Origin of the sequence: Cellulosimicrobium arenosum, assembly GCF_014837295.1 — a bacterium.
Lineage (GTDB): Bacteria > Actinomycetota > Actinomycetes > Actinomycetales > Cellulomonadaceae > Cellulosimicrobium > Cellulosimicrobium arenosum.
The window spans coordinates 151218-166195 of the sequence record NZ_JACYHB010000007.1 but is presented as its reverse complement, the minus strand read 5'-3'; the positions used below and the strand labels follow the sequence as shown (position 1 = coordinate 166195).

Below are 14978 nucleotides of genomic sequence, written 5' to 3'. Positions count from 1 at the left end.
AGAAATCCGCCCCCTACCTTACCCGCTCCGAGGGGCCGCGCAGAACGCGTCGTCGGGCCGGTGCCGGCCGCCCGCGGCCTCGGTCGGGATCAGTCGTGGTGCGGGTCGAGGCCCAGGTGGGGGAAGACCGCCCGCCGGGTCGACATGACGGCACGGTCGACGTCGTCGGCCGGGTCGAACCCGTCGCTCCACGGTCGCGGCTCCACGAGCGCGTCGAACGCCTCGGGCGGGAGGACGCCCGCGACGTCGAGCACCCGCTGCCGCCACCGCTCCGGGAGCGGCTGTCCCGGCGCGACGGGCGCGTGCACCACCTCGCCCACGACCGCCGCCCAGACGAGCGGCACGACGCGCGCCACGGCGTACCCGCCGCCCCCGAGCGCGAGCCAGCGGCCGTCGGTGAGCTCGTGCGCGAGGTCGTGCATGCGCGTCGCGGCGGTGTGCTGCGCGGCGACGGACACGTCGAGGTCGGACAACGGGTCGTCGCCGTGCGCGTCGCACCCGTGCTGGGTGACCAGCACGCCGGGCCGGAACGCGCGCAGCACGTGCGGCACGACGGCATCGACGGCCCGCAGCCACCGCACACCGTCCGCCCGACGCGGGAGCGCGACGTTGACCGCGCTGCCGGGCGCGTGCAGCCCGCCGACGTCGACCGCGTTGCCCGTGCCGGGGAAGAGCGTCGTCCCGCTCTGGTGCACCGAGACGGTGAGCACGCGCGGGTCGTCCCAGAAGATGCTCTCGACGCCGTCGCCGTGGTGGGCGTCGAGGTCGACGTACGCGACGCGCTCCACGCCGTCGTCCAGGAGACGCTGGATCGCGACGGCCGCGTCGTTGTAGATGCAGAAGCCCGACGCCGCGCCCGCCTTCGCGTGGTGCATCCCCCCGGCGACGTTGACGGCGTGGTCCACGGTCCCGTCGGCGATCAGCCCCGCGGCGCGGTACGAGCCGTCGACGATCCGGGCCGCGGCGTCGTGCATCCCGGGGAACACGGGATCGTCCTCCGTGCCGAGACCTCGCGCCGGATCGGTGACACCGTGCTCGGACGCGGCGCGGACGGCCGCCACGTAGTCCGCGTCGTGGACGAGGGTGAGGACGTCGTCGGGCACGGGCACGGGCGCCATGACGTGGACTCCGGGGGCCTCGAGGAGGCCGAGCCCGGTGACCAGGTCCATCGTCAGGTCGAGGCGCGTGGGAGCCATCGGGTGGCCCGGGCCGAAGTCGTAGCGCAGGAGGTCCGGGCTCCACGCGACGCACGAGCTCGAAGGCATGCGCCACGGTAACGCGCGACGGCGACGCGTCGCGCGCCCCGACCGCGCTGCGGACGAGCCCGCGGCCGGCGCCGCCGGAACCGGCCGGCCGCGTCCGGCGCGGTGGGGCGACATGACTCGCCCCGCACCGCATGGCAGAGTTGCGCTCGTGGTGGCAGGCCGGACGAGGGAGCACCGATGGCGGCGGGCGTGACCGGTCGCCTGTTCCGGGGACGCGAGATCGTCGACCGGCTGGCCCGTCAATCGCCCGCACGGCTCGCCGTCACCGTCTTCGGCGCCGTGGTCGCGCTGTTCACGGCGCTGCTGCTCGCGCCGTGGGCGACGGCCTCCGGCCGCTCCGCCTCGTTCGTGGACGCGCTGTTCACGGCGACGTCGGCCGTGTGCGTCACAGGTCTCGTGGTCGTGCCGACGGGGACCTACTGGTCCACGTACGGCCAGGTGGTCATCCTGATCGGCATCAAGGTGGGCGGGCTGGGGATCATGACGCTCGCGTCGATCCTCGGGATGGCCGTCTCGCGGCGGATCGGGCTCACGCAGAAGCTCCTCACGGCGTCCGAGACGAAGACGACGCGGCTCGGCGAGGTCGGCTCCCTGGTGCGGGTCGTCATCATCACATCCACGGCGCTCGAGCTCCTCATCGCGCTGCTGCTCTTCCCACGGTTCCTCGTCCTCGAGGAGACCGTCGGGGAGGCCGCCTGGCACGGGATCTTCTACGGCATCTCCGCGTTCAACAACGCGGGCTTCGTCCCGACGCCGGAGGGCCTGACCCCGTACGTGGGTGACTGGATGCTGTGCCTGCCGATCATCCTCGGCGTCTTCATCGGCTCCCTCGGCTTCCCCGTGATCCTCAACGTCCTGCGCACCCGGCGCCGGGTCTCGCGCCTGAGCCTGCACACCAAGATCACGCTCACCATGAGCGCCGCGCTCGTGGGGATCGGGACGCTGCTCTACGGCGCGGTCGAGTGGGGGAACCAGAAGACGATCGCGGGCCTGCCGTTCGACGAGAAGATCCTCGCGTCGCTCTTCGCCGGCGTCATGCCGCGCTCGGGCGGCTTCTCGACCGTGGACACCGCCGGCATGCACGAGGCGAGCTGGCTGCTCACCGACGCGCTGATGTTCGTCGGCGGCGGCTCGGCGTCGACCGCCGGTGGCATCAAGGTCACGACCCTCGCCGTCATGCTCCTCGCGATCGTCGCGGAGGCCCGCGGGGACCGGGACATGGACGTCTACGGGCGGCGCATCCCCCGTGACACCCTGCGCCTCGCCGTCGCCGTGACGTTCGTCGGCGCGAGCGCCGTGCTGCTCGCCAGCCTCCTGCTGCTCGAGATCACCGGGGAGTCCCTGGACGTCGTGCTGTTCGAGACGATCTCCGCGTTCGCGACCGTCGGGCTGAGCACCGGGATCACTCCCACGCTCCCGGACGCGGGGAAGTACGTCCTGGTCGTCCTCATGTTCGTCGGCCGCACGGGGACCATGACGTTCGCCGCCGCGCTCGCGCTGCGCGACCGACGCCGTATCGTTCGCTACCCGGAGGAACGTCCGATCATCGGGTGACCCCGTCCCCGTCCCCATCGCGTCCAGGAGGACCGCAGTGACCGACAAGCAGCCGCGTGACGACACCCCCAGGTCGAACGACGCCGTCGCGCAGCGCATCGCCGAACGCAGCCGCGAGCGCACGCGCCGTGGCGACTCCCGCTCCGCGAAGGACGCGGGCGTGCTGGTCATCGGGCTCGGCCGCTTCGGCTCCGCGATCGCCTCGACCCTCGACCGGCTCGGACAGGACGTCCTCGCCGTCGAGCGCGACGCGGATCTCGTCGCGCAGTGGAGCGGTCAGCTTCCCCTCGTCGAGGCGGACGCGTCGAACCCCGTGGCGCTGGAGCAGCTCGGCGCACGCGACTTCCCGGCCGCCGTCGTCGGCGTGGGCACGTCGCTCGAGGCGAGCGTGCTCATCACCGGCAACCTCGTGGACCTGGGGACCCCGCAGATCTGGGCCAAGGCGATCTCGGCCGAGCACGGACGGATCCTGCAGCGGATCGGCGCGCACCACGTCGTGTTCCCCGAGGCCGACGCGGGCAAGCGCGTGGCGCACCTGGTGTCCGGGAAGCTGCTGGACTACATCGAGGTCGAGGACGGCTTCACGATCGTCAAGATGCGCCCGCCGCGCGAGGTGCAGGGTTTCACCCTCGAGCAGTCGAAGATCCGGGGGCGCTACGGCGTCACCGTGATCGGGGTGAAGTCACCGGGCGAGGACTTCGTCTACGCGACGCCGGAGTCCCGGATCAGCGCGAACGACCTGCTCATCTGCTCCGGTCACGCCGACCTGCTGGAGCGGTTCGCGGCGCGGCCCTGAGCGCGCCCCTGAGCGGCGTTGCGGCGCAGGACCACCCCGGCGGTGACCGCCGCGGCGGCGAGGGCCGCGAGCCCGGTGAGGCCGGCTCCGGTCCTGGCGAGGTCGTCCGCTCCCGAGGCCGCGTCGGTGGCACCCGGGCCGGACGAGGTCCCGTCCTCCGGATCCGTGCCGCCACCCGTCGGGCCCGTCGGGTCGGTCGTCGGTGCGGTGGCCGCCTCGATGCGGAACGGCTCGGACACCGCCTCGGCGCCGGTGCTCGACACGACGCGGACGTCGTGCGTGCCGGGGTCGACGCTCTGAGGGATCGTCGCGGTGAGGCGCGCATCACCCGCCGCGTCCGTCGTGACCGTGGCGAGAAGCACCGGGTCGCTGTGCAACCACACCGCGTAGTCGGTCTGCGGAGCGAAGCCGCTCGCGACCACGACGATCTCCCCGCCCACACGGAACGGGCGCTCGCCCTCGACGACGACGCTCGCGTCGTCGGGCACGGTGCGGTCGCTGATCGTGACGTGCACGTCGACGCCCGTGGGGCCCGGCTCCGTCGCGGCGACGGCCGGTACGCTCGTCAGGGTCAGGGTCAGGGCACCGGCGACCACCGTCGCTGCCAGCAGGCGCTTGAGCATCGTCACGCGGGAACCTCGTCGTTCGTGCGGCAGCGGTCGGGACGGCCCGAGCCCCTTCTGGACGGTCGTCCAGCAAGGACATCCTGCCATCCCGACGGCGGTTGAAGCCAGAACTACCCGCACTTCACCCGACCCAGAAGTGCCGAGACGTGAGCTGCCGCCCCTGATCCGGTGATTCAGGAGCGGCAGCTCACGTCTCGGCGGGGGTCAGGCGCAGTCGACCGCCCCGAAGTCCAGCGCCTCGGTCGAGGTGACGGTCTCGCCCTCGACGACGCCCGTCGCCGTGACGGTCACGCCGGCCGCCGCCGCCGACGGGGCCCGCACCGCGAACGACTGGTACGCGTTCTTGCCCGGGGCCACGTCCGCGAACGACTTCGCGCCGTACGGGGTGCTCAGCGCGATGTCGACCGGGACCTCGTCGGCGTTCGTCGCGCGGACCGCGACGTACGCCTTGCCCGCCAGGCAGCGCGGCACGACCTGCACGTCGAGCGCGAGCTCTGGTGCCGGCGGCTCGTCCCCGTACGCCGCGAGGACCGCAGCCTGCTCCGCAGCGGTGATCGGCAGGACCGTCCCGTGCCGCGGGCTCGTGGGCAGGTGCGCGTCGACCGAGGTCCAGTCCCCGGAGTCGAGGTCCGTGGACTCGAACGCCATGTAGCCCTGGCCGCCGTGGTAGCTGGGCTGGTCCATGAAGAGGTACCACTTCTCCTCGGTGTTGGACCGGAACGCCGTCGGGCCCTCACCGTTCGTGAACGTCCCGCCCCACGGGTTCGGCTGGCCGAGCCCGATCTTCTCCGCGACGAGCTCCCAGTCGGTCGAGCGCAGGTCCGTCGACCTCTCCAGGCGCGGGATCATGTACGCCTCGTCCTTGGTGAACCGGTAGTACGTCCCGTCCTCCTCGACGATCGACGAGTCGATCATCCCGAGCCCGTTGCCGCGCTTCTCGTCGATCCACACCTGCGGCTCGGTGAACGTCACGAAGTCGCGCGTCGTGGCGTACATCATGCGCTGGTAGCTGGTCGAGATCCGCCGGCCGTCCGTCTCGGTCGTCGGGTAGAGCGCCGAGGCCCAGTAGACGATGTACTCGCCACGCTGCGCGTCGTAGAACGCCTCGGGCGCCCACGTGTTGCCCGCGTAGTCGCTCGAGACCTTCACGGCCCGTTGGTCGGACCAGTGCACGAGGTCCGTGGACTCCCAGATCATGAGGTTCAGCGACCCGCGCTCCTGCGCGTTGCCGAAGTCGTTGCCCCCGTAGATCCGCAGGTCGGTCGCGAGCAGGTAGAACCGGTCGCCCTCGGGCGAGCGGATGATGAACGGGTCGCGCAGGCCCTTCTCGCCCAGCTCGGAGGTGAGCACCGGCTCGCCCTCGTTGAGCTCGATCCAGTCGAGCGGGTCGTTGCCGTCGCTCACGGAGAAGTACACCGACTCGCCGTCGGGCGTGCTCTCCCCCTCGAAGTACGGGAAGAAGTAGCCCTCGTAGTCCGCCTCGGCCGGCAGCGGCAGGACCGTGGCCTCGTAGACGTGCGTCGCGGTCTCGCCGTCCGTGGACGCCGTGACGGTGAGCTGCACGACGACGGCCTGCTCCCCGGACGCCGGACGCGTCACCTCACCGGTGGGCGAGATCGTCGCGGTGTCCCCGCTGACCCAGGTGAGCGACGAGCCGTTCACGCCTTCGTCCGGGAGCGTGATGTTGCCGCGCACGTCGTCCAGGTTCGGGATCGACACGTGCTCGGCGTCCCACTGCGCGGCCTCGGCCGCGTCCAGCTCGGCGAGCACCGTGACCTCGAACGTCACGGTGCGCGCGACGGCGCCCCGCGTGAGGAGCGCGGTGAGGGTCACCGTCGCGTCGTCCTCGCCCGCTGCGGGGCGCGTGACGTCGCCGGTCGCGGAGACGACCGCCGGGTCGGACGACGACCACGTGACGAGCGAGCCCTGCGCGGCGGCCGTGGGCAGCACGAGGTCCGCCGTGACCGCGCTCGTGACACCGAGGTCGAGCGTCGCGGCATCGGCGTCGACCGCTGCGGTGGAGGTCTCGGTCGCGAGCTCGGCCGCCTCGGCCGCGGTGACCGCGCGGTCGTAGAGGCGGAAGTCGCGCACCTGGCCCTTGAGGTACCGGTCGCCCGAGTACAGCGACCGGCCGACGTAGTTCGCCGTGGTCGCCCCGGCCCCGATCTGGCCCGGGTCGGTCGTGACGTTCGTGGCCTGCTCGACCTGGACGCCGTCCTCGTAGAGCGTCGCGGTCGTGCCCGAGAGCGTGTAGGTCAGGGTCTTCCAGACGCCGCGCGTCAGGTTCGAGCCCTTGGTGACGGTCTGCTCGGTGGACCAGTTCCCCGTCGCGATCGACGTGCGGTACGCGTTGCCGGTCGTGAACAGGTAGCCGTTGCCGTTGCTGCCGCTGCTGTTGCCGAGCCCGTAGATGAAGTAGGGCGTGGCCTGGTCGGTCGCGACGAGGACGTCGAGGCTGACCGTCGCGTCCGTGAGCCCGGCGAGGATGTCGTCCGGGAGGTCGACGTAGTCGTCGGTGCCGTCGAGCGTGAGCCCGTCGGCGGTGGCCTGCGCCCCGTTCACGGTCGCCGCACCGAACGTCGACCCGGCGGCGAGGTTCGCCGTCGTGCCGCCCGACGTGCTGGCCGCGTCGAGCGGGTACCACGCGACGAGCCCCGCGTCGTCGGCCCCGCCGACCGCGCTCGCGACGGGCGCGGCGGTCGCCCCCGCCGAACCCAGCATCGTCGCGGCCAGGGCCCCGACCAGCCCGACGGCGATGCCGGTGGTGCGCCGCCGCCGTCGGGCAGCTCGGCGCGTCGTCTCTTCTGTCATGGTGCTGCTCCTCGTCGAGTGGGATGTGCGTTGCGCGAGGTAGGACCGGCGGTGGGGGGGGGGGGGGGGGCGGGGGGGGGGGCCCCGCCCCGGGGGTGTTGGCCGCCCGGGGGGGGGGGTCTTGGTGCGGCTCCGCGTCGCGTGGGATGTGCGTTGCGCGAGGTAGGACCGGCGGTCGCGAGGTAGCACCCGGGGGGTGCTACCTCGCGACCTGTGGTTCTACCTCGCGGGGTGGGTCAGCCGCAGGTGGTGGCGGCGTAGGTGACGTCGTACGGCGTCGTCGTCCGCGTGCCGTCCAGCGTCGCCGTGCCCGTCACCGTGGCCGTGCCCGACGGGACGTCCGTCGCGCGGGTCGCGAACGACTGGTACGCGTTCTTCCCGGGGGCGACGTCGGCGAACCGCTTCTCGCCGAACGGCGTCGTCAGCGTGACGTCGGCGGGCACGTCGCCCGCGTTCGTCGCGCGGACCGCGAGGTAGACCTTGCCCGCGAGGCAGCGCGGGGTCGCCTCCACGGTGAGCTGCACCTCGGGCTGCGGGGCGACGTCGACCGGCTCCACGCTCTCGAGCGTCGGCGTGACGGTCTGCATGAGGCCGTCCTCGCCGAACGTCAGCCGGTCGATCGTCGTCTCGCGGTGGTTGCCGTTGCCCCCCGGCATGCCGAAGCGGTGGTAGGCGACGTACCAGTCGTCGGTGCCGGCGACGTTGAGGATCGAGCTGTGGCCGGTCCCGAGGATCCCCTGCGTCGTGTCCTTCGACAGGATGACGCCGCGGTAGGTCCACGGCCCGTCGATGCTCGTCGACGTCGCGTAGCCGACCCGGTAGTTCTCCGACCCGGTGTCGTCGATCGAGTACGTGAGGTGGTACAGCCCGTCCCGGTAGTTGAGGAACAGCCCCTCGCGGAAGTCGTTCAGACCGCTGATCCGGCGGATCGTGTCCTGCTTCACCGAGAGCATGTCGTCGGACAGCTCCGCGTACAGCGGCGAGCCGTTGCCCCAGAACAGGTAGTACTTCCCGGTCTCGGGGTCCTGGAACGCCGCGGGGTCGATCGCCTGGCCCGACGTGACGGCCTCGCCGTTGGTGATCATCGCCTCGGGCTGCGCGGTGAACGGACCCTCGGGGCTGTCGGCCACCGCGACGCCGATCGTCTTGCGCTCGTACGTCGGGTTGTGGCCGGAGAAGTAGAAGTAGTACTTCCCGTCCCGCTCGATGATCGTCGGCGCCCAGGCGTTGCCGCTGGCCCACGGGACGTTCCCGTTCTCGCCGTCGAGCGTGAGGAACGGCTCGTCCGAGCGCTCCCAGTCGACGAGGTCGGTGGACTTCCAGACGTAGAAGTCCTTGCCGCCCCAGCCCTCGTAACCGTCCGTCGTCGCGTAGATGTAGAACGTGTCGCCGAACTGGACGATGTTCGGGTCGGCGTACAGACCCGGCAGGACCGGGCTGTTCATGATCTTCGCCTGGACCGTCCATGTGCGCGACGACCCGTCCGGCCCGGTGACCGTGTACTCGACCGGCTCGGTGAAGTCCTGGACCGCACCGTTCTCGGGCGAGACCCTGGCCAGCGGCGAGACGGTGAGCTCGGGGTCGAGGGCCGTGAGGTCCGTGCCCGGCACCACCGGGAGGGTGACGGTCGAGCTCGCGTCGTCCACGATCGCCGGCACCTTGAGCTCGTCGAGCTCGGCACCGGTGATCGACGTGTGGTTCGCACCGAACCCGTAGACCTCGTCGGCCGCGAGCGCCCGGTCGTAGACCCGGAAGTCGCGCACCGACCCCTTGAGGTACCTGTCGCTCGTGTAGACCGAGCGGCCGATGTAGTTGGCGAGCGTCGTGCCGTCGCCGATGTCGCCCGGGTCGGTCGTGACGTTCTCCTGGCGCGAGACCTCCACCCCGTCCTCGTACAGCACGGCCGTGGTGTCCTCGAGCGTCCACGTCAGGGTCTTCCAGACGTCGCGCGCGAGGTTCGAGCCCTTGGTGACGGTCTGCTCGGTGGTCCAGTTCCCCGTCGCGATCGACGTGCGGTACGCGTTGCCGGTCGTGAACAGGTAGCCGTTGCCGGCCGTGCCGCTCGTGTTGCCGAGCCCGTAGATGAAGTACGGGGTCGCCTGGCTCGGGTCGATCCTGACGTCCAGGGAGACCGTCGCGTCCTCGAGCCCGGCGAGCAGGTCGTCGGGCAGGTCGACGAAGTCGTCCGTCCCGTCGAGAGTCACGCCCCCGTCGGCGCCGGCGAACGCGGCCCCGTTGGTCAGGGTCGCCGGACCGAACGTGCTGTCGGGCGCGGAGTTCGCGGCCGACGTCCCGCTCGTCTCGTCGAGCGCGTACCGCACGACGAGCCCGGGCAGGTCCTCGCTCACCTCGACCGCGACGTACGCGGTGTGCTCGCCGTCCGCGGTCGTGGCCGTGACCATGGCGTGGCCTGCGGCGACGGCGCTGACGAGGCCGGTCGCCGACACGGTGACGACCGACTCGTCGTCCGACGACCACGTGATCGTCCGGTCGCTCGCGTTGGCGGGCGTCACCGTCGCGGTGAGCTGACGCGCACCGCCGACCGCGATCTCGAGCGACGCGGGCGTGACGCTCACGCCCTCGACCGGCACGACGTCGTCGGTCACCGTGATCACGGCGCGGGCACGCACGCTCGTGCCGGGGGCCAGCGACCCCTCGACGACGATCTCGCCGGGCTGCGCGTACGACGCCGGGTCGACGTCGTCCCACGTCACGTCGGCCGGTCCGGTGGAGCCGTCCGCGAAGTGCGCCGAGACGGTCGCCGGGAGCACCGGCGCGGAGCCGGTCCGGACCGTGACCTCGACGTCGTCGACGGACTCGACGAACGCGTCCGGCTGGTACGAGGAGAGCAGGCGGTCGTACTCGGCCTGCGTCACCGGGAGCACCGTGCCGTGGCGCGGGCGCGACGGCATGTCGTAGTCGGTGGACATGGTCCAGTCGGCCGCGTCGAGCGAGTCGGACTCGAACGGCACGTAGCCGCGCCCGCCGAACTCGTCGATGAACAGGTACCACGTGTCCTTCTCGTTGGACCGGAAGATCGTCGGGCCCTCGCCCTGGTTGATCCCCGGGCCGGTCGAGTTCGCCTTGCCGATGCAGTCGGCGACGAAGTCGTAGTCGGTCGAGCGCAGCTCGGCGGACTTCTCGGAGAGGATGAACTTCGAGCACGGCGTCGACGAGGAGTTGTTCCGCTCGTCCTTGGTGAACCGGTAGTACGTGCCGTCGTCGTCCTGCGCGACGGTCGAGTCGATGACCGAGTACCCGGGGTCGATCCAGACCTGCGCCTCGCTGAAGTTCACGAAGTCACGCGTCGTGGCGTACATCATGCGGTTGTAGCTGTCGCCGGTGTGCCCCGGGTCGTCCTCGGCGTAGAGCTTCGAGGCCCAGAACACGACGTAGGCGCCGATGGACTCGTCGTAGTACGCCTCGGGCGCCCACGTGTTCCCCGCGGTCTCCGGGGAGACCTCGACGAGCCGCTGGTCGGTCCAGTTCACGAGGTCCGTGGACTCCCACACCATGATCGACCTCGAGCCCTGACGCTGCGCGGCGTCCCAGCCGTTCCCGTCGTAGATCCGCAGGTCGGTCGCGATCTGGTAGAACTTGTCGCCCTCGGGCGAGCGGATGATGAACGGGTCGCGCAGCCCCTTCTCCCCCAGCTCGGACGTGAGGACCGGCTGGTTGTCGTTGAGGTTCTGGTAGTTCAGCGCGTCGTTGCCCTGGCTGAGCCCGAAGTAGACCTGCTCGCCGTTCGAGGTGCCCTCACCGACGAAGTACGAGAACAGGTAGCCCTCGAGGTCCTCCTGCTCGGGAAGCGCCGGGACGTGGGCCGTCAGCTCGCGCACGGTGGTCGCGTCCCCGACGGTGACGGTCGCGGTGAGGATGACGTCGTCGGCGTCCTCGCCGTACGCGGGGCGGGTGACGTCACCGGTCGGCGTGATGGTGCCCGACGACGTGGCCCAGGCCACGTCCGCGCCGTGCAGACCGGCCGTGGGCAGGTCGAGGTTGCCGCGCACGTCGTCGAGGTTCGTGACCTCGAGCGCCGCGGCCGCGGCGTCGGCCTTGGCCTGGTCCCCGTCGCCCGGGAGCACCGTCACGTCGAACGTGCGGGTCACGCTCGCGCCCCGCAGGGACACGGTCGCGGTCAGCGTCGCGGTGGTCGGCTCCGCCCCCGCCGCGGGGCGGGTCACGGTCCCGTCGGCGGCGACGACGCCGTCGTCGGACGTGGTCCACGTGACCGCGGAGCCGCCGACGCCCTTGGCCGGCAGGTCGAGGTCCGTGACGACGGCGGTCGTGTCGCCGAGGTCGAGCGCTGCCGCGTCGGCGGCGACGGCGTCGGCTGCCGCGTCGGCCGAGAGATCCGCGACCTCGGCGGCGGTGAGCGCGCGGTCGTAGAGCCGGAAGTCCTTCATGCGGCCCCTGAACAGGTTGTCCGCGGCGTACGCCGACTTCCCGAGGTAGTTGGCGGTGGTCGAGCCGTCCCCGATGTCGCCGGGCGTGATCGTGACCGCCGCGTTCTGGCCGACCTGCGCGCCGTCCTCGTAGAGGGTGCCGGTGCCTTCGCCGAGCGTGTAGGTGATCGTCTTCCAGACGCCCCGCGCGAGCGCGCCCGCGGGCGCCTTCGCCGTGTTCTGCTCGCGGCCCCACGCGAGGTCCGAGATCGACGCGCGGTAGTTCGCGTTGCCCGACGAGAACAGGTAGCCGTCACCCGTCTGCGGGCTGCCGACGGCGGTGTTGCCGAGGTTGTAGAAGAAGTAGTTGCCGGTCAGGGAGGTGTCGACCCAGACGTCGGCGCTGACGGTGACCGCGTCGTGGCCGGCGAGCACGTCGTCGGGGAGGTCGACGTGGTTCGAGCCGCCGAACGTCAGCCCCTGGCCCTCGCGCCACCCACCGCCGGTCCCGGTCAGCGTGCCGTCGAGGCCGTTGCCCGACGCGTCGTGTGCGACCGTGCCCGCGGTCTCGTCGAGCGGGAGCCAGAGCTCGAGCCCGTCGGTCGTCGGCGCGGCGGCAGCGAGGGCCGTGGTCGTCGATCCTGCGGCCGGCGTCGCAGCAGCCGCTGCCGTGGGTGCGAGCGGCGCGACGAGGGCGAGACCGAGGAGACCGGCGAGCGCCCGTCGTCCTGTTCTCGTGTCGGACCGGGTGATGGGTGGTGAGTCGTGGCGTGAGGTCATCGGTGACTCCTCGTCGTCGTACCCCGGCGGCACCGCCGGGCGACCCGTCCGACGGCGGACGGGAGTATGTGAACGCTAACATGCGTGCGGCGGACTTGGACAGGGGTCCAACCACGAACGATCAGGTCCGCAACGGGGCCGCACCACCATCCCGCTCCCCCTGCCCCGCACACCCCACGGTCGATGCGCGCGTCGAGCCGCGGGCTGCCGCCCCGGACCGTGCTGGTCCGGGCCGGCAGCCCACGTCACGACCGCGGACTCAGCCGCAGTCGAGAGCGTCGAAGTCGACGTCCTGCGTGCTCGAGGTGTCGCCGGTCGTCCCCGTGACGCTCACGGCGCCCGCGGTCGACGACGTCGCCCGCGAGGAGAACGACTGGTACGCGTTCTTCCCCGGAGCCACGGCCGCGACCGACTTCTCGCCGAAGGGCGTCGCCAGGGTCATGTCCACGGGCGTGCCCTCACCGTTCGTCGCCCGCACGGCGACGTACGCCGTACCCGCCAGGCAGCGCGGCTGGACGGTCACCTGGACGTCGAGCTCCCCGCCCGACGACGCGGGCGCGAACGACCACGTGTCGACCTCGACGAGGTCCTCGCCCTCCGGCCCGGCGAACGTGAAGTACACGTCGTGCACCCCGGAGACGCCGTCGAGCTCGGCCGTGACGTCCGTCCACTCGCCGACCGGCGAGTCGAGCGCGATCGTCCCGACCACGGGACCGGTACGGTCGTCGAGACGGACCTCGACCTGCGCGTCCTCGACGAGCGGCCGGACGCGCGCCGTCACGCTCGCCGCGCCGTCGGCGAAGTCCACCGACGACAAGGCGGACCAGTCGCCGTCGTCCACGTCCCGGACCACCAGGTTGGGCGCGTCCTCGCCGAACTGCGCGGACCCGCCGTCGACCTTCGCCGTGGCCAGGCCCTGCTGCCAGCCGAACGTCTCCGCCTCGATCACGCCGAACGGGTCGAAGTCCTTGACCTGGTCCGGACCGGCGTAGTCGCCGACCACCTGCTCGATCGTGCCGTCGGCGTCGAAGGTCAGCTCCTGGATGTGGGGGCTGCGGTAGCCCTGGGTGCTGTTGCCGTTGATGCGCTTGTTCAGCGTCGGCGCGTGGTACGTGAAGTAGAACTTCCCGTCGAGCTCGAACACCGACTGGTGGTTGTTTCCCCCGGTGCCGGACCCGAAGAACTGCGACTGGTTGGGGAACAGGACGCCCGCATAGGTCTCCTTCGGGAAGGACATGGGGTCGTCGGACATCATGTAGCCGATCTGCCCGCCTCCCGGGTAGCCCGGCAGTGCCTGCTGGTTCCCGCCGAAGTCGTTGCCGCCGAAGTGCGAGGAGTACGACAGGTAGTACGTGCCCTCGCGCTCGAACACCTGCGCGGCCTCGAACGCGACCGGGGCGTCGACCACGGCGGCCGTGCCCTGGGTGGAGACCATGTCGTCGCCGAGCTCGATGACCCGGATGTTCTTCGGGTTGTTGTACCGCTCCGCCGCCGGCATGTCCGTCGCCGCCGGGCCGCCACCGAAGTAGAGGTACGCGTCGCCGTCGTCCGTCACCAGCGGAGCGGGGTCGAACTTCCAGGCGACCGCTTCCGCGCCAGGGGTCCGCCCGTCGATGAGGGTGCTGTCCCGCTCGCTCGTCCACGGCCCGACGGGCGACTCACCCGTGATGACGTTGCTCGAACCGCCACCGTTCGCGTAGTACAGGAAGTACTTCTCGACGCCGTCGACGACCTTCTTCGCCATGCCCGGCGCCCACGAGTTGTTGGTGAACGGGGCGACTCCGTCGGGCCCCGCGACCGGCACCTCGCCGTGATCGGTCCAGTTCACGAGGTCCTCGGACGAGATGACCGTGATCTGGTTGATGTCGCCGTAGTTGATCTGCGGCGACACGCCCGTGGCCGGGTCCGGTGCGTACCCCTGGGTGTCGTTCGTCATGTAGAGGTAGACGCGGCCGTCGTCCACGAAGCCGAACGCGTCCGCACCGAACTTGTGCGAGATCAGCGGGTTGTGCTCGCCAGGGATCTTTCCGAGCACCTCGATGGTCCTCGACGCGGGCGGCGGTGGCGCCGCCCCGACGAGAGACACGTCGTCGAGCACGAAGTCCATGAGGTGCGTCGCCGGGTCGTCCGACGGAGCGCTCGTCCACGGCGTCTCGAAGAACAGGCGCGCCGTCGACACGGACTGCGACGCCGGGATCGTGAACGTCCCGTCGAACGTCGCCCACTCCCCCTTCGTCGCCGTCACGCTCACGAGGTTGGTGTACGTCCCCCCGCCGTAGTGCATCGTCGCGAAGAACTGCTTGGTGCCCGGGCTGTCGGCGGCGTCGTACTTGATCCTGGCCGTCAGCTCGTACGTCTCGCCTGCCTGGACCGTGCCGCTGAGGTCCTGCATGGGGCCCGAGCCCGTGGTGGTGCGTCCGGTGACGAGCGCCGCCGCGTCGCCGGACGCCGCGTCGTCGGTCGTGGTCAGCGTTCCCCCGTCGGTCGCGTTGCCGTCGTTGACGAACCACCCGGTCGTGCCGTCCTCGAACCCGCCGTTGGCGACGAGCTCCTCGTCTGCGGCGTACGACGGCACGGCCGTCGCGAGCGACGCCGCGACCAGCGCAGCGAGCGCGGTCCCGGCGAACGCGCGCCGGGACCGGCGTCGTCCTCGTAGGTGCATGTCCATGGATCCTCCTCGATCGATGTCCTGCTCATGGTCTTCCTCGTCCCGCACCGCTGCGGGCCGTGCGTGCACGACGGCGCCGTTGCCGTCGCAGGC

General features: G+C 71.5%; 7 protein-coding genes. 2 read left to right on the top strand and 5 right to left on the bottom strand.

Features of this window, described 5'->3' with window-relative positions; all coding sequences use genetic code 11:
* Positions 1 to 89: 89 nt before the first annotated feature.
* Positions 90 to 1265, bottom strand: a complete 1176-nt coding sequence (locus IF651_RS10455; protein WP_191829053.1) for an acetoin utilization protein AcuC — start codon at positions 1263 to 1265, stop codon at positions 90 to 92.
* Positions 1266 to 1442: 177 nt separating this feature from the next.
* Between IF651_RS10455 and IF651_RS10450 the strand changes: the two genes are divergently transcribed.
* Positions 1443 to 2819, top strand: coding sequence for a TrkH family potassium uptake protein (locus IF651_RS10450; RefSeq protein WP_191829052.1), 1377 nt, complete (start codon positions 1443 to 1445; stop codon positions 2817 to 2819).
* Between the two features lie 97 nt (positions 2820 to 2916).
* A complete protein-coding gene (locus IF651_RS10445; protein ID WP_191829108.1) occupies positions 2917 to 3615 on the top strand; it encodes an NAD-binding protein in 699 nt (232 codons plus the stop codon).
* Here the strand turns inward: IF651_RS10445 and IF651_RS10440 are convergent.
* The 4 genes from IF651_RS10440 to IF651_RS10425 all read right to left on the bottom strand — a co-directional run bounded on the left by IF651_RS10440 (position 3576) and on the right by IF651_RS10425 (position 14885).
* Positions 3576 to 4244, bottom strand: coding sequence for a hypothetical protein (locus IF651_RS10440; protein ID WP_191829051.1), 669 nt, complete (start codon positions 4242 to 4244; stop codon positions 3576 to 3578). The two genes, IF651_RS10445 and IF651_RS10440, sit on opposite strands and share 40 nt — an antisense overlap.
* A 201-nt stretch (positions 4245 to 4445) precedes the next feature.
* Positions 4446 to 7052, bottom strand: a complete 2607-nt coding sequence (locus IF651_RS10435) for an immunoglobulin-like domain-containing protein (RefSeq protein WP_191829050.1) — start codon at positions 7050 to 7052, stop codon at positions 4446 to 4448.
* A gap of 236 nt (positions 7053 to 7288) precedes the next feature.
* Entirely contained in the window at positions 7289 to 12217 is a 4929-nt protein-coding gene (locus tag IF651_RS10430) for a family 43 glycosylhydrolase (RefSeq protein WP_191829049.1), read from the bottom strand.
* Positions 12218 to 12476: 259 nt separating this feature from the next.
* Complete coding sequence (locus tag IF651_RS10425; RefSeq protein WP_191829048.1) at positions 12477 to 14885, bottom strand: family 43 glycosylhydrolase; 2409 nt, start codon at positions 14883 to 14885, stop codon at positions 12477 to 12479.
* Positions 14886 to 14978 lie beyond the last annotated feature (93 nt).

Coding starts and splice junctions, on each gene's coding strand:
- IF651_RS10455 (WP_191829053.1), bottom strand. CDS start 1,265: ATGCCTTCGAGCTCGTGCGTCGCGTGGAGCCCGGACCTCCTGCGCTAC.
- IF651_RS10450 (WP_191829052.1), top strand. CDS start 1,443: ATGGCGGCGGGCGTGACCGGTCGCCTGTTCCGGGGACGCGAGATCGTC.
- IF651_RS10435 (WP_191829050.1), bottom strand. CDS start 7,052: ATGACAGAAGAGACGACGCGCCGAGCTGCCCGACGGCGGCGGCGCACC.
- IF651_RS10430 (WP_191829049.1), bottom strand. CDS start 12,217: ATGACCTCACGCCACGACTCACCACCCATCACCCGGTCCGACACGAGA.
- IF651_RS10425 (WP_191829048.1), bottom strand. CDS start 14,885: ATGGACATGCACCTACGAGGACGACGCCGGTCCCGGCGCGCGTTCGCC.